Raw genomic sequence first — 21,916 nt, forward strand, 5'->3', positions numbered from 1 at the left:
GGCCTACGGCCGGCCGACCCCCATGTACGTGAACCCGAGCGCCCGCATCGCCGCCGGGTCGAGCAGGTTGCGCCCGTCGTAGAGGACCGGCCGCCGCATCGCCCCGGCGACCGCCGCCCAGTCGACCTCCTGGAGCTGCGGCCACTCGGTGACCACGATCGCGGCGTCGGCCCCGGCCATCGCCAGCTCCGGCGTCGGATGGCGGGTGGTGGACGCCCACGGCTCGGCCGCGCCCGGCCTGGCCATCGGGTCCCAGCAGCGCACCTCGGCCCCCTCGGCGAGCAGCCGCGAGGCCAGGACGGTACTCGGCGCCTCGCGCATGTCGTCGGTGCCCGGCTTGAACGTCAGCCCCAGCAGCGCCACCCGCGCTCCGGCGAGCGTGCCCAGCTCGTCGTTGAGCTGCTGGATGGCCCGCCGCTTCTGCAGGTTGTTGACCTCGATGACGGCCGACAGCAGCTGCAGGTGGTAGCCGGTGTTGCTGGCGAGCTGCCGCAGCGCCTCGGAGTCCTTGGGGAAGCAGGAGCCGCCCCAGCCGATGCCGGCCCGCAGGAAGTGGGGGCCGAGCCGGTGGTCGAGGCCGACGGCGTGGGCGACCTCCGTGACGTCCGCGCCGGTCTTCTCGCAGAGCGTGGCGATCTCGTTGATGAAGCTGATCTTGGTGGCGAGCAGGGCGTTGGAGGCCAGCTTCACCATCTCGGCCGAGCGCACGTCCATCGTCACGACCGGCCCTTCCACACCCTGGTGCAGGTCGGCGACGAGCCGCGCGACCGCCTCGTCGGAGGCGCCGACGACGACCCGGTCGGGGTGCAGGAAGTCGTGGACGGCCGTGCCCTCGGCGGTGAACTCGGGGTTGGAGGCGTAGCCGACGTGCGCGAGGCCGCTCTCGTCGAGGACGGCCCGGACGCGCGAGCCGGTGCCGACCGGCACGGTCGACTTCACCACGACGGCCTTCAGGTCCGTGGCGCCCTCCAGGGAGCGCACCACGGACCACACGCGCGACAGGTCGGCGTCGCCGGAGGCCGAGGGCGGGGTGTCCACGCACACGTACGCGACCTCGGCGCCGTCCAGCGCCTCGGCGAGGTCCAGGGTGAACGACAGCCGTTCCTTGTTGCGCGCGATCAGGTCGCCGAGCCCCGGCTCGTAGATCGGCACGTCGCCGGCCCGGAGCAGCCTGACCTTCTCGGGGTCGATGTCCCTGACCACCACCCGGTGCCCGAGCTCGGCGAAGCAGGCGCCGGTCACCAGCCCGATGTACCCGGCACCGAACACCGCCACCCGCCGTTCCGGCTTGCCACCCATGACCGACCATCCGTTCGTGACTCGTTCAGCGCGACCCGCCGCGCGCCCGCGCGCGGGATTGTTCACCTTAACGGCCACCCGGACTCGTCACGGATTCGAGGGGCGGCCAAGGGCCCGGGGACGGGCCTCCAGAGGCTTCTCCCCCGGTGCGCGGCACGCGGCACAGTGGGGCTCTGCCGGGATGTGCGCCGCGCCCATGGGGTCCGGGAGGGGCTTCCTACAGTTTCCAGCACGTCGGAGGAGGCCGACGCGCCGGGGGTAAGGCGACGGGCTCTCCACAGCGTCCAGCCGCGCACCGAGAACGGGAAATCCCATGCACATCAGAAAATACGGGCAGGTCAGGAAGACAGGGATGGCCGCCGGCGCCGCCGCCGCGATCCTCGCGTTCAGCACCGCGTGCGTCGCGCCCGGGTCGGAGACCGGCACGGCGAGCACCGCGACGGCCTCGCAGGCCGCCCAGGACGCCGGCGCGCAGAAGCGGATCGCCTTCTTCGGTTTCGCCCGCGCGAACGCGTTCGCCGTCGCCACGTGGAACGGCATCGAGGAGTACGCCAAGGCCAACAACGCCACGGCCGAGTTCTTCGACCCGAACTTCGACGCCCAGACGCAGGTCCAGCAGATCCAGGACGCCGTCACCAGCAAGCGGTTCGACGTGTTCATCGTGCAGGCCAACGACGGCGCGTCCGTGGTGCCGGCGCTCCGGCAGGCCGTCGCGGCCGGGATCACGGTGGTGGCCGAGTTCACGCCGGTCGGGACCGCGTACGACACCGCCGAGTCGCAGGTCCCCGGCGTGATCACGCTCGTGGACGTGCCCGCCGACAACGGCAAGAAGCTCGGCGAGCTCGGCGTCGAGGCGTGCCGCAGCAAGAACCTCGACCCCTGCAAGGTCGCCTACCTGGAGGGCATGAAGTCGCTGCCCCTGGACAACGCCCGCACCGAGGCCGCGGTCAAGGCCCTGGAGGCGGCCGACGGCGTCGAGCTGGCCTCCCGGGTGGAGGGCGGCTACACGAAGGAGGGCGGACGCAAGGCCATGCAGGACGTGCTGCAGGCCCAGCCGGACGTCAACGTCGTCATCGGCAGCTCCCAGGCGATCGCCGGCGCGGAGAGCGTGGTCAAGGGCAAGGGCGTGCTGCTCATCGGCAACGGCGGCTCCCGCCAGGCGGTCAAGGCCGTCCAGGAGGGCCGCTGGTTCGCCACCTACTACCTGCCGGAGAAGAGCGCCGGCGCCAAGGCCGCCGAGCTCGGCCTGGCCAAGGCCCGCGGCCAGCAGGTGGAGGAGTCCAACAGCGAGACCCTGCTCGCGCCGAACGACGGCAAGGGCACCAAGGAGGCGCTGGCCGGCGTCACCGGCGAGTACGACGAGTAGGAGGAGCCGCCGGTGAGGATCGACCTTGAGGGGTTCGGCAAGTCCTACGGCGGCGTGCCCGTCCTGCGGGACGTGTCGTTCACCCTGCACGGCGGCCGGGTGCACGGCCTGCTCGGCGAGAACGGCGCGGGCAAGTCCACGCTGCTCAAGGCGGTGTGCGGGGCGGTGGCCCCGGACACCGGCCGCATCCTGCTGGACGGCCGGCCCATCACGGTCGGCTCGCCCCGGGACGCGCTGCGGCACGGCTTCACGCTCATCTCGCAGGAGCTGGCCCTGGTGCCGGCCATGACGGTGCTGGACAACGTGTACCTCGGGCGCTGGCGCAACCGCCTCGGCTGGCGCGACCGCCGCGCCGACCGGCGGCGCTTCGCCGAGCTGACCGAGCGGACCGGGTTCGAGCTGGACCCGTCCGCGCTGGTCAGGGACCTGCCGATCGCCGCGCAGCAGCAGGTCGAGGTGCTGCGCGCGCTGGCCTCCGGCGCGTCGGTCATCGGCATGGACGAGCCGACCGCGCTGCTGACCCAGAACGAGACCGAGCGCCTGATGGAGGTCATCAGGCGCCTGGCCGCCGACGGCGCGGCCGTGGTGCTCATCTCGCACTTCCTGGAGGAGGTGCTGTCGGTCTGCGACGACGTGACCGTGCTGCGCGACGGCCGGCACATCAGGACCGGCCCGGCCGTGGAGCAGACGCCGCAGAGCCTGGTCGGCGACATGGTGGGCCGGCCGGTCGAGCTGCTCTACCCCGAGCCGCGGCCGGTGCGCGAGGACGCGCCCGTGCTGCTCAGCGCCCGCGGCCTGCGCCGCGGGACCGCCGTGCGTGACGTGTCGCTGGACATCCGCGCGGGCGAGATCGTCGGCATCGCGGGCCTGGTCGGCAGCGGCCGGTCCGAGACGCTGCGCGCCATCTTCGGCGCGGACGCGCCCGACGCGGGCGTCGTCGAGGTGGCCGGCCAGGCCGTGCCCGCGGGCTCCCCCGCCCGCTCGATGAAGGCCGGGCTCGCCATGGTGCCGGAGTCCCGCAAGGACCAGGGCCTCGTGCTCGGCCGCTCGGTCCGCGAGAACGTGGCCCTGGCCAGCCTCGGCACCCGGCAGCGGGCCGGGTTCGTCCGGGGCGGGGCCGAGCGCGAGGCCGCCGGCGCGATGCTGACCGGGCTCGACGTGCGCGGCTCCGACCTCGGTGGCCCGGTCTGGACGCTGTCCGGCGGCAACCAGCAGAAGGTGCTGTTCGGCAAGTGGCTCATGGACCGGCCCAAGGTCCTGATGGTGGACGAGCCGACCCGCGGCGTGGACGTGGGCGCCAAGGGCCAGATCCACCAGCTCCTCGTCGAGCTGGCCGCCGAGGGCATGGCGGTGCTGGTGGTCTCCTCCGAGGTCGAGGAGGTGCTGGGCCTCGCGCACCGGGTGCTGGTCATGCGGCACGGCCGCTTCGTCGGGGAGTTCGCGCGCGGCCGGGCCACGCCCGAGCAGGTCGTCGCGCTGGCCTTCGCCGACACCCCCGACACCGAACTTCCTGAGGAGAACCGATGACCGCCACCACCGCGGACGTCAAGGACGTGAAAGCCGCGCCCGGCCGCTCGGCCCGCCTGCGCGACCTGGGGATCGTGCTCGGCGTGGTCCTCATCATCGTGGTGCTGTCCGTCAGCACCTCGACGTTCCTCACCACGGGCAACCTGGTCAACCTGCTCGACCAGGCCGCCGTGGTGGGACTGCTGGCGACCGCCGCCACCCTGGTGATCATCTCGGGGTCGTTCGACCTGTCGATCACCGCGGTGCTGGCCCTGTCGGCGATCGTCGCCGTCGCGGTCACGAACGTGGCCGGGGTAGGGCCCGGCATGGTCGCCGGCGTGCTGGCCGGCGCGGTGCTCGGCATGATCAACGGCATCGTGGTCGTCCGGATCAAGGTGCACTCGTTCATCGCGACGCTGGCGCTCAGCATCATCTACCGCGGCGTGGCGGTGATCCTCACGGCCGGCGCGATCGTCTACCCGGCCGAGGACCGGGCCACCGCCTTCCAGGCGCTGAGCTGGCCGACCGTGCTCGGCGGGGTGACCGCGGCGTCGCTGCTGTTCCTCCTCGTGGTCGCGGTCTGCTGGATCGTGCTGGCCCGCACCACGTTCGGCCGCCGCGTGTACGCGATCGGCGGCAACGAGGAGGCCGCCCGGCTGTCCGGCATCAGGGTCGGGCAGATCAAGGTGGCGGTGTTCGCCATCAGCGGCGTGTGCGCGGCGCTCGGCGGGCTCATCCTGGCCGCCCGCGGCGGGTCGGCGCAGGCGAGCCTCGCCACCGGCATGGAGATGACCGCCATCGCCGCGGCCGTCGTCGGCGGCACCAGCGTCATGGGCGGCGAGGGCGCGATCTGGCGCGGCCTCATCGGTGTCCTGCTCATCACGCTGATCGGCAACGGGTTCAACCTGCTGGGCTGGGATACGATATATCAGCAGGTCGTACAGGGTGCGCTCATCCTCGGCGCGGTGAGCCTCGACCGGCTGCTGCGAGGCCGAAGGAGCTAGGTGGAGGGCGCGCGGATCGGGATCCTGCTGGGTGCGGGGCGCGCGCACGCCGCACTCGTCGGCGACGGCGAGGTGCGCCACGCCACCGGTCCCAACGCGAGCGAGCGGGTCCTCGCCCGGATGCTGCGCGGCCTCGCGGGCGACGCCCGCGTCGGCTCCGTCACCTGGGACGTCTCCGCCGAGCTCGACCCCGCACTGGCCGGGACGCAGGTCGCGGCCTTGCGCGTCGTGCCCCGGCTGCCCACGGGCGGGCTCGGCTCCGGCCACCCCTCTCCGCTGCTGCGGTCCCTTCAGGCGCGGCGGGGCGCGGTGGTCGGCGGGCACGACCTGTTCGGCGTCGAGCTGGCGCCGCTCGACATCTACGCCGTCCTCGCCGAGGCCGCCGCGGCCCGCGGCATCCCGGCGCTCGCGGTGACCGCGAGCGGCGCGCCCGGCTGCGCCGACCACGAGCTGGTCGCGGCCGAGCTGGTCCACGACACCCGCCCCGAGGCGCGGGTGTCGCTGTCGCACCAGGTGGGCGGGCTGGGGCTGCTCGACAGGGAGGCCGCCACCGTCATCAACGCGGCGCTGCTCGCCCGGGCGGCCGAGCTGGCCGAGCGGTGCGTGCGCGTGGGCGAGCTCGTCGGGCCGCAGGTGTCCACCTGGTTCGCGGCCGGCGACGGCGGGCGCATCTCGGCGGAGCGGCTGCGGCTGCTGCCGGTGCTCGCGCTGGCCGCCTCGGAGGCGGCCGCGCTGACCGGCGCGGCCTGGCTGTCCGGCATCGGCGACGCGCTGGTGGGGCTGGCCCTGCCGGACGCGCTCGCCGTGGGCCACGTCTCGGGCGGCCTGCCCGAGGTGACCGTCGACCGGCCGGGGCCCGGCGGGGTGCGGATGGCGGTGCCGACCGCGTCGCTGACCCGCATCCCCGGCTCCCCCGCCGCCTCGGCCGCCGCGTTCGCCCTGCTGGCCGAGCACGAACCCGACCAGGCCGTCGTGGCCGCCGGCTCCACCGGTGAGGCCGCCGAGCGGGCGCGGGCCGTCGCCGCCCGGCTGCCCGCGCCGGGGCGGCTGGTGCTGCCCGGCGGCGAGCTCGCGGCCATCGGCGCGGCCTGCACCGAGCCGACGGCCTGGCTCGACACGGTCGTCTACGCCGAGTCGCGCGAGGAGCTGGACCGCCAGCGCGCCATCGCCGAGCAGCGCGCGCTGACGCTGGTGGCCGAGAGCGGCGCCAGGCTCGGCAGCGAGCGCGTGGTCAGCTCGCGGGCGGTGTCGATGTCGTTCCTGCGCAGCGGCTCCTACCGGCTGATGGTCCGCGCGGGCGGCGAGGCGGGCGAGGACACGTGAGCGAGCGGCTGATCACCGCCGCCGACGTGCCCGCGCTGCTGGCCGGGGCGGAGTTCTTCTCCACCAGCGCGGCGGGCGAGGGCATCGACTTCGCCGGCGTCTGGCTGGGCGACATCCTGGCCCACACCGGTCCCGTACGCCTGGTCGCGGCCGGCGACCTCGACCCCGGCACCGTGTGCGCCGCCATCGGCGGCATGGGCTCCACCACCGCCATGGCCGAGCTGCCGCCCTCCGGCGACGAGCCGGCCGTGCTGGCGCGCAGCCTGGAGGGCCGGTGCGGGCCGCTCGGCGCGGTGCTGCCGCTCAACGCCGCCAGCGTCAACGCGCTGTTCCCGGTGGCGGCGGCGGCGCTGCTCGGGCTGCCGCTCATCGACGGCGACGGCATGGGGCGGGTGTTCCCGCTCATCCACCAGACGACGTTCGAGCTGGCCGGGCTGTCGCTGGGGCCCATGGCGGCGGTCAGCGCCGGATACGACTCGCTGCTGCTGGAGACCGGGTCGGCGCGGGTCGAGCGGCTGGCGCGGGTCGTGGCGCAGAGCGCCGGCGGGTGGCTGCTGTGCGCGCTCTACCCGGCGCGGGTGGGCGAGCTGGCGGGGGCGGCGATCCCCGGCTCGGTGAGCCGGGTGCTGGAGGTCGGGCGCGTCCTGCTCGCGCACGCGCCCGGCCGCCCCGCCTGGGCCGGCGGCCCGGCGCACCCGCCCTGGGAGAACGGGCCCTCCCCGGAGAGCGGGCCGGGGCGGCGGGGGGTCGTGGCGCCGCACGAGCGGCTGCTGGCCGAGCTGACCGCCGTCACGGGCGCGAGCGTGCTCGGCGGCGGCCGGCTGGTCGAGATCGGGCCCTCGGCGCGCCAGGCCGCCGCCCTCTTCCCGGGCAACCCGGTGGGCCTGGCCGTGCACGACCACGACAGCGGCCGGCTGATCCGCATCGAGGCGCACAACGAGCTGATCCTCGCCCTGTCGGACGGCTCGCTGGCGGCGGCCGTGCCCGACCTGCTGTGCCTGCTGGACCGCGGCACGCTGCGCATGACCGGCCCCGGCAGGCTGACCGCGGGCGACCTGGTGGACGTGCTGGTCGTGCCCGCCGCGCCGCTCTGGCACACGATCCCCGGCCTGGCGCTCGGCGGCCCCGGCGCGTTCGGCTTCCCGCTGCGGCACCCGAAGGAGGCGAGCCGATGAGCAGCGTACGCGCCCCGCGCGTCGCCGAGCAGCTCACCGTGGACGAGCTGGTCAGGTACGGCCCGCTGGGCCGCGCCCAGATGCTGGTCGGCGAGGACCTCGGCCGGCGGGTGTCCCGCGTGGCGCTGGTGTCGGAGCTGGACCAGATCCGCTCCCACGGCCCCGGCACGGTCGTCGTGCTGTCGGCGACGCTCGGCCACGGCGCCTGGGTGGTGGAGTCGGCGCTCCGCCTGGCGTGGGAGCGCAGCGCGTCCTGCCTGGTCAGCCCGGCCGAGGCGGGGCCGACCTCGGCGACGGCGCAGCTCGCCACGCGGATGCGGCTGCCGGTGTTCGCGGTGGGCGAGGACCCGGCCGCGTACGCGCTGGAGCTGGCCGCCGTGGTCGCGAGCCCCGAGGCGGCGCGGGCCCGGCTGGCGGCGCGCTGCGCGGAGCTGTTCACCGAGCGCAGCAGCCCGCGCGGCATCCTCGGCGTGATCAACGCCGAGGTGCCCGGCGTGGCGGCGGCGCTGCTGCTGCCGGACGGGCACCTGCTGGCCGGGCAGTCGGCGGCGGCGCGGGCCGAGCACCAGGTACGGGTGGAGGTCCCCGGCCCTGACGGCCGCCGCTGGGCCGATCTCGTCGCCGGCCTGTCCGCGCCCCCGGCGCCGACGTGGGCGGAGAGCGTACGGCTGATCCTGCGCCTGGCGCGCGCCCCGCTGACGACGTCGGTGGCGCGGGAGCGGGTCAGCGCCGTCTACGGCGCCGAGCAGGCGAGGGCCGCGCTGACGGCGCTGTTCGCCCGGCCGGGGCGCGCCGTGGAGGCCGAGCCTGAGGTGGACCTGCCGGGGTGGCGGCTGGAGGGGCGGCACGTGGCGGTGTTCCTGCGCACCGATCCCGCGCTGGAGGGCGCCGGCCTGTCGCCGGGCGTCGTGTCGGCCTGGCAGGAGGTGCTGCCCGACCTGCCGCTCGCCCCGTGGCAGGACGGGTGGGCGAGCTGGTGGACCGAGCCGGAGGTCGAGGCGGGCCAGGTCGCGGCGGCGCTGCGCAGGCATCTGGCCAGGATGCGGGTCCCGGTGCCGCTCAGCGCGGGCGTGGGCCGGGCCGCGGAGGGCGGCGAGGGGCTGCGCGCCTCGCTGGAGCAGGCGGTGCTGGCCGCGGGCGCGACGGTCCGGCTCGGGCACGGCGAGGTGCGCACGTTCGACGAGCTCGGCTACCGGGCGCTGCTCGGCACGCTGGGGCAGGCGGAGCTGGCCGCCTCCGCGCGGCTGGTGCTGGCCGACCTGCTGGCCGCGCCGGACGGGCCGGTGCTGGTGGTGACGCTGGCCGCGGTGCTCGACTGCGGCGGCTCGACCGGGCGCGCGGCGGCGCGGCTCGGCCTGCACCGCAACACGGTGCTCGGCCGGGTGGAGCGCATCCGCGCCCGGGGCGTCGACTTCGACCACCCCGACCAGCGGCTCGCGCTCCATCTGGCCTGCTACGCGCTGCTGCCCGAGCTGCAGAACGGCCGCCCAGCCGGTCAGCAGGCCGGTCAGCAGAACGGCCGGCAGGCCGGCGACGGCCCGCCCTCCGGAGGGCGGGCCTCCGGAGGGCGGGCGTCCGCGGGTCAGGCCGAGAAGGAGTAGACCTCCCCGGCCCGCGCGGCCGAGACCTGGCCGTCGAGCACGTCGGCCCTGACCGCCTCGGCGTCACGCTCGGCCGGGTCGCCGAAGCCGCCGCCGCCACCGGTCTTGCAGAGGATGACGTCGCCCTTCTTCAGCTTCATGCCGTTGCACTTCAGCAGGCGGCGCTCGTCCTCCCTGCCCGGGTTGATGATGATCTCCGGCGGGGTGGCGTCGTGGCCGCCGAACAGGCCCCAGGCGGGCGTCAGCGACCGCTCGAACCACAGCGACACCGTGCAGTCGTGCAGCGCGGTGTACTCGCGGACGACGCCGTTGCCGCCGCGGAAGCGGCCGGCGCCGCCGGAGTCGGGGCGGATGGCGTACTCGCTGATCCGGAACGGGTAGCGGGTCTCGAACACCTCGACCGGGATGTCCTTGAGCGAGCCGTTCACGTTGTTGATCAGCGCGGTCTCGCCGTCGGAGCCGTCCCAGGCGCCCCAGCCGCCGAGCGTGGCCTCCAGGCTGACGTAGTCGCGCCTGGTGCGCGGGTCGGTGCCGGCCAGCAGGACGATCATCGAGTCGCCGTGGCTGGCCCCGGCGACCTTGTCCGGCATGGCGGGGGCGAGCGCCTTGGCGACCATGTCGATGAGCAGGCCGAGGTGCGAGAAGTACCACTGGCAGGCGGCCGGCGCCACCGCGCCGAACACCGACCCCTCCCTGACCTGGACCGTCATCGGGCGGAACGAGCCGCCGTTGCCTGGCACGTCCGGGCTGACCAGCAGCTTGTAGCCGACCCGGCAGGCCGAGACGGTCTGCGAGACGCCGCAGTTGACCGGGCCGACGGTCTGGTCGGCGGAGTCGCGGACGTCGAAGTCGATCTCCGAGCCGGACACCGTGATCCTCAGCCTGATCGGGATCGTCGTGTCCAGGTCGATGCCGTCGTTGTCGAGGCAGCCCTCGGCCTCGTACACGCCGTCGGGGATGGCCGCGATGACCTCGCGCTCCAGGCGCTCGGTCTGGGCGAAGATCTCGTCGCGGGCGGCGCGGAGGGTGTCCAGGCCCCACCGGCGCACGATCTCCTCAAGGCGGGCCTGGCCCATCTTGATCGTGGCGATCATGGCGTGCATGTCACCGCTGGTCTGGTACGGGAAGCGCACGTTCGTGGCGATCGTGCTCATCGCGCCGTGGACGTCCACGCCGCCCTCGACCAGCTTCTGCGGCGCGAGCCGCAGGCCCTCCTGGAAGATGTTGACCGAGTCCATGGAGCCGCCGGGGTCCTTGGAGCCGACGTCGATCCAGTGGGCGCGGGTGGCAGTGAACCCGACCAGTTCCTCGTCCACGAAGACGGGGCCGAAGATGGTCACATCGTTGAGGTGGGTGCCGCCGAGGTAGCTGTCGTTGAGGATCCACACATCGCCCGGCTGCCACACCTCCCGCCCGAACTGCTCCTCGGTGGCCTTGGTGCAGGTCTCCAGGTTGCCCAGGAAGATCGGCAGGCCGGCGGACTGGCCGAGGACCTGGTGCTGGTCGTCCAGCAGGGCCACGACGCAGTCGCCGCACTCGTAGATGATCGGCGTGTACGCCGACCGGATGAGCGTGGCGTTCATGTCGTCGGCCGCGGCGGCGAGCGCGTTGCGGATGATCTCGACGACGACCGGGTCGACGGTCTGGGTGGGGGTGGTCACTGCTCCTCCTCGGTGTTGCGCACGACCAGCGAGCCGATGGGGTCGACCGACACCGAGAAGCCGGGCGGGACGACGGTGGTGGCGGTGCTCTCCACGATGATCGCCGGGCCCTCGAACGTGTGGCCGGCGGACAGCGCCTCGCGGCGCACCAGGATGGTCGGGCGGGCCTGCCCGTCGAAGACGACCTCGCGCGTCTCGTGCGCGAAGTCCGGCCCCTGCGCCTGCCCGACCTGCTCGGCGGCGCCGCGGCCGAGGTCGCCGAAGGCGGTGGTGCGCAGCGTCACGAACTCGATGGGCGCGCCCAGGTTCGCGTGGCCGTAGCGGGTCTCGTGCTGCTGGGCGAAGCGCTTGGCGATGACCTCGACGAAGCCCTCGGCGGCCGGCTCGTCGGCGTCGGCCAGCGGCACGGTGAGCGTGTACTCCTGGGCGGCGTACCGGATGTCGACGGCGTGCTCGACGCGGCGGTTCTCCTCCGGGACGCCCTCGCCGGCCAGCGAGGCGAGGCCCTCCTCGGCCATGCCGCGCAGCTTGGCCGCCATGTCCGCGCCGTCGAGGTCGGCGTCGAGGTGGAAGTAGGTGTCGGAGAAGTCCTTGCGGATGTCGGTCTGCAGCATGCCCCAGGCGGAGAACGCGCCGGGGAAGCGCGGCACCACGACCTCCTTGATGCCCAGCTCGCGGGCCAGGAAGACGGCGTGCATGGGCCCGGCGCCGCCGAAGGCGACGAGCGTGAACTCGCGCGGCTCGATGCCCCGCGAGACCGTGATCGTCCTGATGGCCTGGGCCATCTTGGCGTTGGCGACGTCGCAGACGCCCTCGGCGATGGCGAGGGTGTCCAGGCCGAGGCCCTGGCCGACGGTGTCGAGCGCGCGGCGGGCCGCCTCGGTGTCGAGGTCCAGCGTGCCGCCGGCGAACCAGTCGGGGTCGATGCGGCCGAGCACGAGGTTGGCGTCGGTCACGGTCGGCTCGGTGCCGCCGCGGCCGTAGCAGGCCGGGCCCGGGGTCGCGCCGGCCGAGCGCGGGCCGACCCGCAGGCCGCCCGCCTCCAGCCAGGCCACCGAGCCGCCGCCGGCGCCGATGGTGTGGATGTTGACGACGCTCATGAGCATCGGCAGGCCCTCGATGTTGGCCTCGGGCGAGATGTCCGGCTGGCCGTCGATGACCAGCGACACGTCGAACGAGGTGCCGCCCATGTCCACGCCGATGAGGTTGGGCCGGTCGATGGCGCGGGCCAGCTCGACGCCGCCCATGGCGCCGCCGACGGGGCCGGACAGCAGCGTCTGCAGCGGGCGGCGGCGGGCCGACTCCGCGGTGAGGATGCCGCCGGAGGACTGCATGACGTGCATCGGCACGGTGAGGCCGCGCTCCTTGAGGTTGGTCTCAAGGCGTTCCAGGTAGCGGCGCACGACCGGGCCCGTGTACGCCTCGACCACGGCGGAGGAGGTGCGCTCGTACTCGCGCCACTCCTTGGCGGCCTCGTGCGACAGCGACACCGTCACCTCGCCGCCCAGCTCCTCCAGCAGGATCTCCCTGGTGCGCAGCTCGTGCGCCGGGTCCAGGTAGCTGAACAGGTAGGCGACCGCGATCGCGCCGAACCCGCCCTCGCGGTAACGGCGGGCGGCCTCGCGCACGGCCTGCTCGTCCAGCGGCTCCAGCTCCTCGCCCGCGGCGTCGAAACGGCCGCCGACCTCCACGATGTCGCGCTTCGGCACCAGCGGCTCGGGCTTGCGGAAGTGCAGGTCGTACAGGCGGGTACGGGGACCGCGGGCGATGTGGTAGGTGTCGCCCGCCCCCTTGGAGGCCAGCAGCAGCACCTTGACCCCGCGCCGTTCGAGGAAGGCGTTGAGTCCCTGCGTGGTGCCGTGCACGGTGAACGAGATGTCACGGGGGGAGTCCACCAAGGACTCCAGCGCGGTCAGCACACCCCTCGTCAGATCGTCGGGCGTGGTGGACGACTTGCCGACATGGTAGCGGCCGGTCGTCTCGTCGTACCCGATGACGTCGGTGAACGTGCCGCCGATATCCATGGAGACCCGGTATCGGCTCATGGGCGAGCTCCTCTCTAGCAAGGCGGTTCTCTAGCAAGGCGGTGACGTGACGGTAGTCCCGCCGCGATCGCCGCGGGTGTGCGCGGCGACTACTCCCCTGCCGGTTCACCGTGCCCGGGGCCCTGTCGGGGGGTGCGGGGCTGCGGCAGACTGGCGCCGCAGCCGAGCCGAGACGGGGGGAGACGCGCGTGGCCGGGCCGCCGTACCTGGGAGACGAGCAGATCCGGCGCATGTTGCCGATGGAACACGCGGTGATGGCGCTGGAGGCGGCCTTCCGCGCGGGCCCGCCCGGCTCCGACGCGCCCGCCGCCCGCGCGGGGCTGGGGGGCGGCGAGCTGGTGCTGTCGGCGGGCGAGCGCGGTCGCTGGGCCGCCGCCCGCCTGACCACCGCCCCCGCATCCCGCCCTGCCTCCGCCCCCACGTCCCGCCCCAGCCCCGCCGCTTCCGAGCCCGTCACCGGCGCCTGGCCCGCCGGGGACGGCGGGCACTTCGGGGACGGTGGGGCGGCGGCGGTTTTCGTGGTGTTCGAGGCGGCCGAGCTGCGGCCGCGGCTGCTGCTCGACGCGCGGGCCCTCGCCGTGCTGCGGGCGGCGGCGGCGAGCGCGCTCGCGACCCGGCACCTCGCCAAGGCCGACGCCCGCCGGCTGGTGGTGCTCGGGACGGGCGCCGACGCCCGCGCACACGTACGGGCCATGCTCGCGGTACGACAGCCCGACGAGGTGCGCGTCGTCGGCCAGGACCCGCACCGGGCCCGCCGCCTGGCCGGTGAGCTGGACGCCGAGCACGGCGCGAAGGTGATCCCCGGCACCCCGGACGACGTGGCGGAGGCGGACATCGTGTGCGTCTGCCGGCCCGGCCCGCTGTTCGCCGGGCCGATCCCGGTCCCGGCGCCGGGGTCGCACGTCAACGTGCTCGGCGGCCGGACGCCGGAGCCCGGGAGCTGGCGGCCGTACGTGGTGGGCGAGCACGCGGGGATGCCGGGCTGCGACACCGACCTGCACCACGTGCTCACCGGCGAGGGCACGCCGCCGCCCGGCGCGCCGACGTTGTTCACCTCCTCGGGCCTGATCGCCGAGGATCTGGTCCTGGCCGCGGAGCTGGCCGCCAAGCTCGGCTGAACCCGCCGGGCGCCGCCCGCGTACCCTCCTGCATGCGCTCCAGGATGGCCACGGCGGCCCTGCTGACGACCCTGCTGACGAGCCCGCTGGCGGCCGGGTGCGCCGCGGCCGGCGCCGACCCGGGTTACTCGCAGGCCGACGTGCGGTTCAACCAGCAGATGATCACCCATCACCGCGAGACGATCCACCTCGCCGGGCTGGCCGTCGAACGCGGCTCCGGCGCGTACGTACGCGACCTCGGCGCGAAGCTCATCCCCCAGGAGCAGGCCGACATCAAGGCGATGTCGGGCTGGCTCACGTCCTGGGACCAGCCGGTGCCGCCCGAGGAGTCCTCGGCGGCGGGCGCCGAGCTGAAGGCCGGGCCGGGCTTCGACCGGGGCTGGCTGACGCTCGTGTCCCGGCATCTCGAACACGGCATCCACATGGCCGAGGAGGTGCGGGCGGGCGGCGAGCACGGGCCGACGCGCGAGCTGGCCGACCGCATCGTCCGGGCGCAGACCGCGGAGATCGAGGAGATCGCCGGACACCTGGACTGAGCGTTCGCCGGGACCGCTGGATCACGATGCGCGGCGGGCCGCCCCGCCGCCCGTCCTGACAGCGATTCCCGCGCCCGTGCCGTGCGGTCGTAAGATCTTCGGCGCGCCTCGCCCCGGGGGCTCGACGTGAGGAGTGACCGCATGGAACGCAGACGTTTTCTCGCCCTGGCCGGCGCCGCGAGCCTGGCCGCCGCCGGGTCCGCCGGCCCGGCGCTGGCGGCGAGCTACCCCTTCTATGACGCGGGCGTGACCGCCGAGGCGCACGCGAAGCTGGGCGAGCTGGCGCCGTACGGGGTGACCGCGTTCGCGTTCACGCCGTCCGGCGGCTGGGTGGTCGTCACCCAGGACGGCCGCTACTTCGCCCGCGGCATCCCCGACGCCTGTTTCACCGAGCTGGGGGCGCTGGTCAAGGCGGGCCGGCGGATCCACTGCCTGGCCTTCCCGCCCGAGGGCGGCGACCGCTGGGTGATCACCACCGAGAAGGGCGTGTCGGCGCGCGGCCTGACCGCGACGTGCCTGGACCGCATCAAGTCCTCCTACGCCGCCGGAAAGCAGGTCGTGGACGTGGCGTTCCCGCCCGCGGGCGGCGACCGGTGGGTGGTGACCACCACGAGCGGCTTCCACGCCAAGGGCGTGGACGACGAGTGCTACCAGATGATGCGCAACCTCACCCAGGGCGGCAGGAAGGTGACCCGGGTGGCCTTCCCCAAGGCGGGCGGCTGGGTGGTGGTCGCGCAGGACGAGTACTTCGCGCGCGGCGTCCCCGACGCCTGCTTCACGAAGATGGGAACCCTCGCCGGCGGCGGCTGGCAGCTGCACACCGTGGCCTTCGCGCCGGGCGGCGGATGGGTGCTGAGCACCCGCGGCAAGACGCCCGCGCTGCCCGCCGACAAGGTGCGCCAGGTCGAGAACGCGGTCGGCGGCGCGACGCTCTGGCAGCGCATGAGCGCCTACCGCACGCCGGGCGTCACGGTCGCCGTGGTCGTCGGCAACAAGATCGCCTGGTCCACCGGCTACGGCCGGCTGGAGGCGGGAGGCGCGGCGGCGGCCCATCCGGAGAGCGCGTTCCAGGCCGCCTCGATCAGCAAGGCCGTAGCGGCGCTCGGCGTGCTGCGCCTGGCGCAGACCGGCGGCCCGGCGCTGAGCGCCGACGTCCGGCCGCACCTCGGCTGGACGCTGCCGCAACGCGACTGCGTGACCTCCACCGCCGCTCCGACGATCGACCGGCTGCTCACCCACCGGGCCGGCGTGGCAGGCCGCGGCTCGACCTCGCCCGCCGGCGCCTGCTCCGGCTTCACCTCCGGGGGCGGCGGCTTCGCCGGCTACGGCCCCGACGCCGCCGTGCCGACGCTGCTGCAGGTCATGAACGGCGAGGGCAACTCGCCGAAGATCGAGCTGACCACCGCGCCCGGCGCCGAGTACCACTACTCCGGCGCGGGGTTCGTGCTGCTCCAGCGCATGCTGGAGCAGCGGACAGGGCGGACGCTCACGGACTACATGCAGGCGGAGGTGTTCGCGCCGCTCGGCATGACGACCAGCTCGTACGCGCTCGCGCCCGCCTTCGAGCTGGCCTCCGGCCACACCTCGACCGGCGCCGTGATCCCCGGCAAGCGCAACCGCTACCCCGAGTCGGCCGCCGCCGGCCTCTACACGAACGTCCTCGACCTGTGCCGGCTGGTGTCCTGGATCAACCGGGCGTACACCGCCTCCGCGGACATCGCCGGCCCGCTCAGCAGGGCGTCGGTGCGCACCCTGCTGTCGCAGGGCCCGCAGCCGGGCATGGGACGCGGGCTGTTCCTCGCGGGCGCGGGGACCGACGGCTTCTCCTACAGCCACGACGGCTCCAACTACGGGTTCCGCTCGCTGTTCCAGGGCTATCCGAAGCTCGGCGCCGGGTTCGCCGTCCTGGCCAACGGCAGCGACGCCGGCCTGGTCACCGAGATCGCCACCGCGATCAAGAAGGTCCACGGCTGGCCCTGACGCCCAGGAGCCGCGAGGTCGCGCCGGGGCGGACGTCGCTGATCACGACGCCGCTCGCCGGGCGGGCGGGGACGCGGCGCAGCGAGATGCCGAGGTCCTGCGGCGGCAGGTCGTAGTCGAGCCGCGCCAGCCTGACCGCCAGCTCCCGCAGCAGCGTGACGGTGATGTCCTCGCCGGGGCAGCGGTGCCCGGTGCGCGGGTCGCCGCCGCCCTGCGGGACCAGCTCGAAGGGGTCGATCGCGCGGCCGAGGAAACGTTCCGGGCGGAAGGCGTAGGGCTCGGGCCACAGGTCCGGGTCGTGGTTCTGGCCCCACAGGTCGAGCAGGACGAGCGTGCCTTCGGGGATCTCGTGGCCGCGCCAGGTCAGGTCGCGGGCCGCGCGCCCGCCGACGAACGGCGCGAACGGGTAGAAGCGCCGCACCTCGTGCGCGAACGCCTCGGCGAAGTCCTCGTCCCCGCTGCGCAGCCGGGCCCGGTGCTCGGGCCGGCGGTGCAGCGCGTGGGCCGCGTACGCGACGAACCAGCAGACGGCCACCGTGGGCCGGATGACGTTGAGCAGCTCCACCGCGGCCAGGTGCGGGTCGAGGCGCTCGCCGTGGGCGTCCGCGTGCCGGGCGACCGCGGCCAGCGCCGAGCCGCCGGGCGCGTGGCGCGCGCCGCGGCGCACGTCCTCCAGCAGGCGCGTCATCCGGGCCTCCTGCCGGGCCCGGGCCCGGCGGGCGCGCCAGTGGCGCGGCCCGGGCGTGGCGAAGCCGTCCACCATGGCAACGCAGTCGCCGGCCAGCTCGTCGGCCTCGTCCGGGGACAGCGGGACGCCGGCCCAGGCGCTGACGGCGCGGCCCAGCACGCGGGCGGCCTCGTCGAGGAGCACGACCGGCTCGCCGCCGGCCGCCCATCCGGCCGCGGCCTCGTCCCAGGCGGCGGCGGTGCGGCGGCGGAGGTCGGCGATGCCCGCGGTCGTCATGAGCGACAGGAACATCGCCTTGCGGACCCGGTGGTCGGCGCCGTCCAGGGTGTGGACCGGCCCGTGGCCGAACAGGGTGCTCTGCACGAGGCCGGGGAGCGCGCCGTGGCGGAGCACGTGGTCCTCGTCGTAGAGGAAGCGGGCGGCGTCCGGTCCGCACAGGCCCGTCGCGCGGCGGCCCAGGACGCGGGTGCGGGCCACGCCGTCCGGCGCCTCGCGGCGGCGTGCGGGGAGCCAGCCGTAGCCTTCAAGGAGCATGAGTGGGGTGTTGTCGAGCGGCATCGCCCCCAGGTTCCCTTTCCGGCGCGGCCGAAACGGCCGGTCGGGGCCCGCCGGGGTGGTCCGGCGGGTCAGGCCGTGCTCAGCCGGCGGCTCATGAACAGCTCCAGCCGGGTACGGCCGCCGGGGTGGTCGAGCCGCACGCGATCGCACACGCGCTGGATGATCCGCAGCCCGAGGCCGCCGTGGCCGGGCCGACGCGGGGGGCAGCGCAGGTGGTCGGGGGTGAGGGCGCCGGCCTCGTCCGCGACGTGCACCGTGACGCCGTCGGCGTCGCTGCGCAGGCTCACGGTGCCGGGGGCGCGGGCGTGCTCCAGGACGTTCCCCGCGGCCTCGCTGACCGCGAGCACCAGCAGATCGGCACGCGAGCGTTCCAGCCCGGCCCGGACGGCGAACGCGCGCACCAGCTCGCGCAGCGGTGCCAGGTCCTCGCCGAGCTGCGTGTGCACGGCCTCGGCGGGGCGGAGCGATGGGAGCACAGAAGACACCAAGCCCCAGTGCCCACGTCGTCCGCTTTCAAGCGGACCGGCCCAGGTTTCTTATGGTTCGGGATGACCCCGGCGCGCGTGAAGAGGGGTGCGGGTGAGGCGCACAAGAGCCCGTAGGGGTTGGTGAGATGTACCGGATTTGACAGCTTTCTTTTACTCCTCCGTCCAATTCACAGAATGAGGTTCGGGGATCATCGTTGAGCCGCGGGTCATCATCATCGATCGGAAACTCGGCACCCCCCACTCACCCCCCTTCGCCCGAGGAGTCCCCCCATGTCCCGACGTGTCCTCGCCATGCTCGCCGCCGTCGCCCTGCTGTCAGCCGTCTCCCCGCCCGCCCAGGCCGCCGCGCAGAACGACGTCTACGTGGCGCTCGGCGACTCGGCCGCGGCGGGCCCGCTCATCCCCAACCAGGTGCTGCCCGAACTCGGCTGCTGGCGCTCCGACCGCAACTACGCGCACCTGACCGCCCAGGCCATCGGCGCCCGCACGCTGCGCGACGTCACCTGCTCCGGCGCCAAGACCACGCACATGTACCAGTCGCAGAACACCGACCTCGGCTCGGTGGCGCCGCAGCTCGACGCCGTCACCTCCGACACCACGCTGGTCACCGTGCAGATCGGCGCCAACGACGTCGGCCTGACCGGCTTCATCGAGGACTGCCTCAACCTGCTGCCGCCGCCCGTCGGCGACGCCTGCAACGACGACTACATCGTCAACGGCCAGGACAGCTGGCGGGTCAAGACCGACGCGCTGCGGCCCCGGCTGACCCAGCTCGCCGCCGACATCCGCGCCCGCGCCCCGCAGGCCCGCGTCTTCGTCGTCGGCTACGCGACGTACGCGCCGCCCAACGGCTGCTACCCGCGCGTCCCCATCATCAAGGCCGACGCCAACTACATCCGCGCCACCCTGCAGTACTTCAACCAGATGCTCGCCGAGCAGGCCGCCGCGGCCGGCGTCGGCTTCATCGACCTGCAGACCCCGAGCGTCGGCCACGACCCGTGCACCGCGCCGGGGACGCGCTGGATCGAGCCGTACGTGCCGGCCTCGCCCGCGACCCCCTTCCACCCGAACGCGCTCGGCATGCGGGGCTTCGCCGCCGTCGTGACCGCCGCCGTCTCGGGCGCCTGAGGCGGACGAGCGCGGGGCCACGGGCGCTCAGCGGCAGCCCGTGGCCCCGAACGCCAGGAACCGGGTGACCTCCTCCTGGCTGAAGTTGTCGTCGGAGCCGACGACGAGCGTGCACTCGCCGCTCGCCAGCCGCGGACCCCAGGCCAGGCTCTCGTAGTTCTGGACCTGGGTGTCCGCCTGTGAGGCCGCCGCGCTCAGGTCGAGGACGAGACGCTTGGTCACCGGCCGGTACGGCCGCCCGTCGGCCAGGGAGCGCCGGCCGAGGACGTCGGTGGCGCCGCGCAGGTCGAACTCGTACAGCCGGGCGCGGTAGCCGACGCCCTGCATCCAGGACCGTTCGAGCGCGAGGTAGCGGAGGTCGTCCACGGCCAGGATCTCCGACACGCCGCTGTCGGCGTCGCCGGTCGGCGGGACGGGCGCGGCGGGCAGCGCGCCGAGCGGGTAGGCGTACTGGCCGCGCAGCCTGCCGTCGCGGCTCCACACGGTCACCCGGACGGGCGCGCCGCGCCCGGCGGTGGGCAGCGCGCCGTCCTCGTAGCGGGGGCCCTCGGTGACGGCGGTGACCACGCGCGGCGTGACGGCCAGGCCCTCGAAGCCGAAGTTGCGCCGCGGGCCGCGCTCCGCGCGGGTCAGCCGCAGGACGCGCGGCAGCGGGAACGCCCCGAGGTGACGGCCCTGCCGGTCCATGCCGCGGACGGCGGGCTGGGAGAGCGGGATGCGGGGGTTGCGGTCGTCGGGCCGGTCGCCCTCGTCGCCCCACAGCAGCCGGCCGTTCCAGCGGTCGAACCTGATCGACTCGGGGTCGGCGGACTCGCGCTTGCCGTAGCCGGGGTAGGGCGTGCCGTCGGCGCGGGTCAGCGTGGTGACGCCGGTCAGCCGTACGCCGCGGAACTCGCCGGTGTCGCGGTCGATCTGCAGGCGGCCGGTGTAGAAGCGGGCCGGGTTGTAACGCCAGCGGTCGCCGGAGACGAAGTACCAGACGCCGGTGCGGGGGTCGTGGTCGATGCCGGACAGGCCGCCGACGGTCGTGCCGTCCAGGCGGGTCATGTGCGGCAGGCTCCGCTCGCCGAGGAGGCGGGTGATCCGCACCGGGTCGCGCCGCCCGGCCGCCGACACCGGCTGCGCCGAGAACGCCGCCACCACCACCACCACCAGAATGACGGCGACCGCCATTGTTCGGCGCTTCTGCACCATTTATTCCCCCCTTCATGGAACGGCGATGACGGGGAAATGAAATCGCGAATCCCGCGGGAAGTCCATGCAGGTGGAAGCGGCGAACGCCGTTAATCTCGGCATTTCATGAGAAACAAAAAACCGCGCGGCGGCGAATCATCGCCACCGCGCGGGCTCTCCTGAGCGCTATGCCACCGGGACCTTGTGGGCGCGGGCCAGGCTCTCACCCCATTCCCTGGCCCGGTCCAGCTCGCCGGGAAGGAGCGGCCCCAGGGTGCCCTCGACGTAGAAGCTCCGTGCCGGGCAGGCCAGCCGGACCCCGGCCTTGCGCAGCCGCCTCGCGACGCCGCCCGCCGCCGAGCCCGGCATGCGCGGCTTGGCGACGCGCGTGTCGAAGGCCGCCGCGTCGAGCGCGGCCGACGAGGTGCGCAGCGCCGCCAGCCACTCGCGGACCCCGCGCCCCCTGGAGACCAGCGGAGCGCCTTCGGCCTGCTGCGCGGCGGACTGCCGGGTCGAGACCCTGCTCATCCCGAACGCGTGCGTCGGCCCGCCCACGACCAGCAGGCCCACGTCCGCGCCCACCACGTCGGGGGCGGTGGCGACCTCGGCCACCTCGGCGCGCATGACGCTCGCCAGCCCCTCGGCGACCGCCTCGGCGACCGCCTTCGTGTTGCCGTACATCGACTCGTACACCACCAGCGCGTACATGGCGCTCTTCCTCCCTCAGCTCTCCTGCGGAAGCACCGGTTCGAGGTGGAACATGCCGGTCACCACCTCGCCCGCCGTGCCGTTGCGGCGCGGCCGGCGGCCCGCCACGGCGGCCACCACGTCGGAGGCGGTGATGAGCCCGACCAGCCCGTGCTCGCCGACCACCGGCAGCGCGTCACAACCGGAGTCGGCCAGGACCGCCGCCACCCTCGGCAGCGGCGTGCCGGGCCGCACCCGCGGCCGCCGCTCGCCGGTCAGCAGCGCGCCCACCTGGCGTCCCGACTGCTCCCACGGCCCGCCGGACCACGCGGCCGCGAGATCCTCGCGGCTCAGCACCCCGAGCAGGTGCCCGCGGGACACGACGGGCAGGTGGTGCACGTTGGCGCGGCGCATCAGCTCCCACGCCATCAGCGGCGACTCCTCGGGCTTGACGACGACCAGAATTCGGCTCATGACCTGCTCGGCGACCAGGGTCTCGACGCTCATGGCATCCTCCAGCGGCTCGACCTTCCCCTTTCATCATGGCCGCCGGCGGCGCGCCGCACCCGGGGACGAAGTC

General features: G+C 74.5%; 18 protein-coding genes. 10 read left to right on the forward strand and 8 right to left on the reverse strand.

From position 1 onward, the window contains the following. Window positions 1-3: 3 nt before the first annotated feature. Window positions 4-1,299 carry a UDP-glucose dehydrogenase family protein gene (locus Nocox_RS25175; RefSeq protein WP_020541058.1) on the reverse strand — a complete coding sequence of 432 codons (1,296 nt, stop codon included), beginning with the start codon at window positions 1,297-1,299 and terminating at the stop codon, window positions 4-6. Between the two features lie 313 nt (window positions 1,300-1,612). On the opposite strand from Nocox_RS25175, the gene Nocox_RS25180 reads away from it, so the two are divergent. Genes Nocox_RS25180 through Nocox_RS25205 form a run of 6 tightly spaced genes read left to right on the forward strand, consistent with a single transcriptional unit; the run spans window position 1,613 to window position 9,274 of the window. Next, the gene (locus tag Nocox_RS25180) at window positions 1,613-2,665 is read left to right on the forward strand and encodes a sugar ABC transporter substrate-binding protein (protein WP_211212533.1); all 1,053 of its coding nucleotides are present in this window, start codon (window positions 1,613-1,615) and stop codon (window positions 2,663-2,665) included. A 12-nt stretch (window positions 2,666-2,677) separates the two neighbouring features. Further along, on the forward strand, window positions 2,678-4,192 hold the full coding sequence (locus Nocox_RS25185) for a sugar ABC transporter ATP-binding protein (RefSeq protein ID WP_020541056.1): 1,515 nt from the start codon (window positions 2,678-2,680) through the stop codon (window positions 4,190-4,192). Beyond that, a complete protein-coding gene (locus tag Nocox_RS25190) occupies window positions 4,189-5,175 on the forward strand; it encodes an ABC transporter permease (RefSeq protein WP_020541055.1) in 987 nt (328 codons plus the stop codon). Before Nocox_RS25185 ends, Nocox_RS25190 begins: the two co-directional genes overlap by 4 nt. Beyond that, entirely contained in the window at window positions 5,176-6,498 is a 1,323-nt protein-coding gene (locus Nocox_RS25195) for a hypothetical protein (protein WP_020541054.1), read from the forward strand. It begins immediately after the preceding gene. Further along, entirely contained in the window at window positions 6,495-7,673 is a 1,179-nt protein-coding gene (locus Nocox_RS25200) for a DUF917 domain-containing protein (protein WP_020541053.1), read from the forward strand. Before Nocox_RS25195 ends, Nocox_RS25200 begins: the two co-directional genes overlap by 4 nt. Then, window positions 7,670-9,274: a PucR family transcriptional regulator gene (locus Nocox_RS25205; protein WP_020541052.1), complete on the forward strand. Its 1,605-nt coding sequence runs from the start codon at window positions 7,670-7,672 to the stop codon at window positions 9,272-9,274. The genes Nocox_RS25200 and Nocox_RS25205 overlap by 4 nt, the downstream gene beginning before the upstream one ends. Here the strand turns inward: Nocox_RS25205 and Nocox_RS25210 are convergent. Together Nocox_RS25210 and Nocox_RS25215 are read right to left on the reverse strand one after the other, a co-directional pair. After that, window positions 9,256-10,935 (reverse strand): hydantoinase B/oxoprolinase family protein, encoded by a 1,680-nt coding sequence (locus tag Nocox_RS25210; RefSeq protein WP_020541051.1) that lies wholly within the window; start codon window positions 10,933-10,935, stop codon window positions 9,256-9,258. The genes Nocox_RS25205 and Nocox_RS25210 overlap by 19 nt on opposite strands. Then, window positions 10,932-12,980, reverse strand: a complete 2,049-nt coding sequence (locus tag Nocox_RS25215; RefSeq protein ID WP_020541050.1) for a hydantoinase/oxoprolinase family protein — start codon at window positions 12,978-12,980, stop codon at window positions 10,932-10,934. Before Nocox_RS25215 ends, Nocox_RS25210 begins: the two co-directional genes overlap by 4 nt. Window positions 12,981-13,168: 188 nt before the next feature. Between Nocox_RS25215 and Nocox_RS25220 the strand changes: the two genes are divergently transcribed. The 3 genes from Nocox_RS25220 (at window position 13,169) to Nocox_RS25230 (ending at window position 16,614) form a co-directional block, all read left to right on the forward strand. Continuing rightward, window positions 13,169-14,098 carry a hypothetical protein gene (locus Nocox_RS25220; RefSeq protein WP_020541049.1) on the forward strand — a complete coding sequence of 310 codons (930 nt, stop codon included), beginning with the start codon at window positions 13,169-13,171 and terminating at the stop codon, window positions 14,096-14,098. 32 nt (window positions 14,099-14,130) lie between these two features. Further along, window positions 14,131-14,634, forward strand: a complete 504-nt coding sequence (locus tag Nocox_RS25225; RefSeq protein ID WP_020541048.1) for a DUF305 domain-containing protein — start codon at window positions 14,131-14,133, stop codon at window positions 14,632-14,634. 141 nt (window positions 14,635-14,775) lie between these two features. Further along, window positions 14,776-16,614, forward strand: coding sequence for a serine hydrolase domain-containing protein (locus Nocox_RS25230; RefSeq protein ID WP_020541047.1), 1,839 nt, complete (start codon window positions 14,776-14,778; stop codon window positions 16,612-16,614). On the opposite strand, the gene Nocox_RS25235 is transcribed toward Nocox_RS25230, so the two are convergent. Both Nocox_RS25235 and Nocox_RS25240 read right to left on the reverse strand, forming a co-directional pair. Beyond that, window positions 16,589-17,860 carry a cytochrome P450 gene (locus tag Nocox_RS25235; RefSeq protein ID WP_020541046.1) on the reverse strand — a complete coding sequence of 424 codons (1,272 nt, stop codon included), beginning with the start codon at window positions 17,858-17,860 and terminating at the stop codon, window positions 16,589-16,591. The two genes, Nocox_RS25230 and Nocox_RS25235, sit on opposite strands and share 26 nt — an antisense overlap. A gap of 68 nt (window positions 17,861-17,928) precedes the next feature. Further along, the gene (locus Nocox_RS25240) at window positions 17,929-18,336 is read right to left on the reverse strand and encodes an ATP-binding protein (protein ID WP_020541045.1); all 408 of its coding nucleotides are present in this window, start codon (window positions 18,334-18,336) and stop codon (window positions 17,929-17,931) included. A 282-nt stretch (window positions 18,337-18,618) separates the two neighbouring features. On the opposite strand from Nocox_RS25240, the gene Nocox_RS25245 reads away from it, so the two are divergent. Then, window positions 18,619-19,476: an SGNH/GDSL hydrolase family protein gene (locus Nocox_RS25245; RefSeq protein ID WP_026213900.1), complete on the forward strand. Its 858-nt coding sequence runs from the start codon at window positions 18,619-18,621 to the stop codon at window positions 19,474-19,476. A 27-nt stretch (window positions 19,477-19,503) separates the two neighbouring features. On the opposite strand, the gene Nocox_RS25250 is transcribed toward Nocox_RS25245, so the two are convergent. The 3 genes from Nocox_RS25250 to Nocox_RS25260 all read right to left on the reverse strand — a co-directional run bounded on the left by Nocox_RS25250 (window position 19,504) and on the right by Nocox_RS25260 (window position 21,843). Further along, window positions 19,504-20,670, reverse strand: coding sequence for an esterase-like activity of phytase family protein (locus Nocox_RS25250; protein WP_211212532.1), 1,167 nt, complete (start codon window positions 20,668-20,670; stop codon window positions 19,504-19,506). Window positions 20,671-20,835: 165 nt separating this feature from the next. Continuing rightward, complete coding sequence (locus tag Nocox_RS25255; RefSeq protein WP_020541042.1) at window positions 20,836-21,357, reverse strand: flavodoxin family protein; 522 nt, start codon at window positions 21,355-21,357, stop codon at window positions 20,836-20,838. A gap of 15 nt (window positions 21,358-21,372) precedes the next feature. After that, window positions 21,373-21,843, reverse strand: a complete 471-nt coding sequence (locus Nocox_RS25260; RefSeq protein WP_020541041.1) for a CBS domain-containing protein — start codon at window positions 21,841-21,843, stop codon at window positions 21,373-21,375. Window positions 21,844-21,916 lie beyond the last annotated feature (73 nt).

This window comes from Nonomuraea coxensis DSM 45129 (assembly GCF_019397265.1).
GTDB classification, from domain to species: domain Bacteria; phylum Actinomycetota; class Actinomycetes; order Streptosporangiales; family Streptosporangiaceae; genus Nonomuraea; species Nonomuraea coxensis.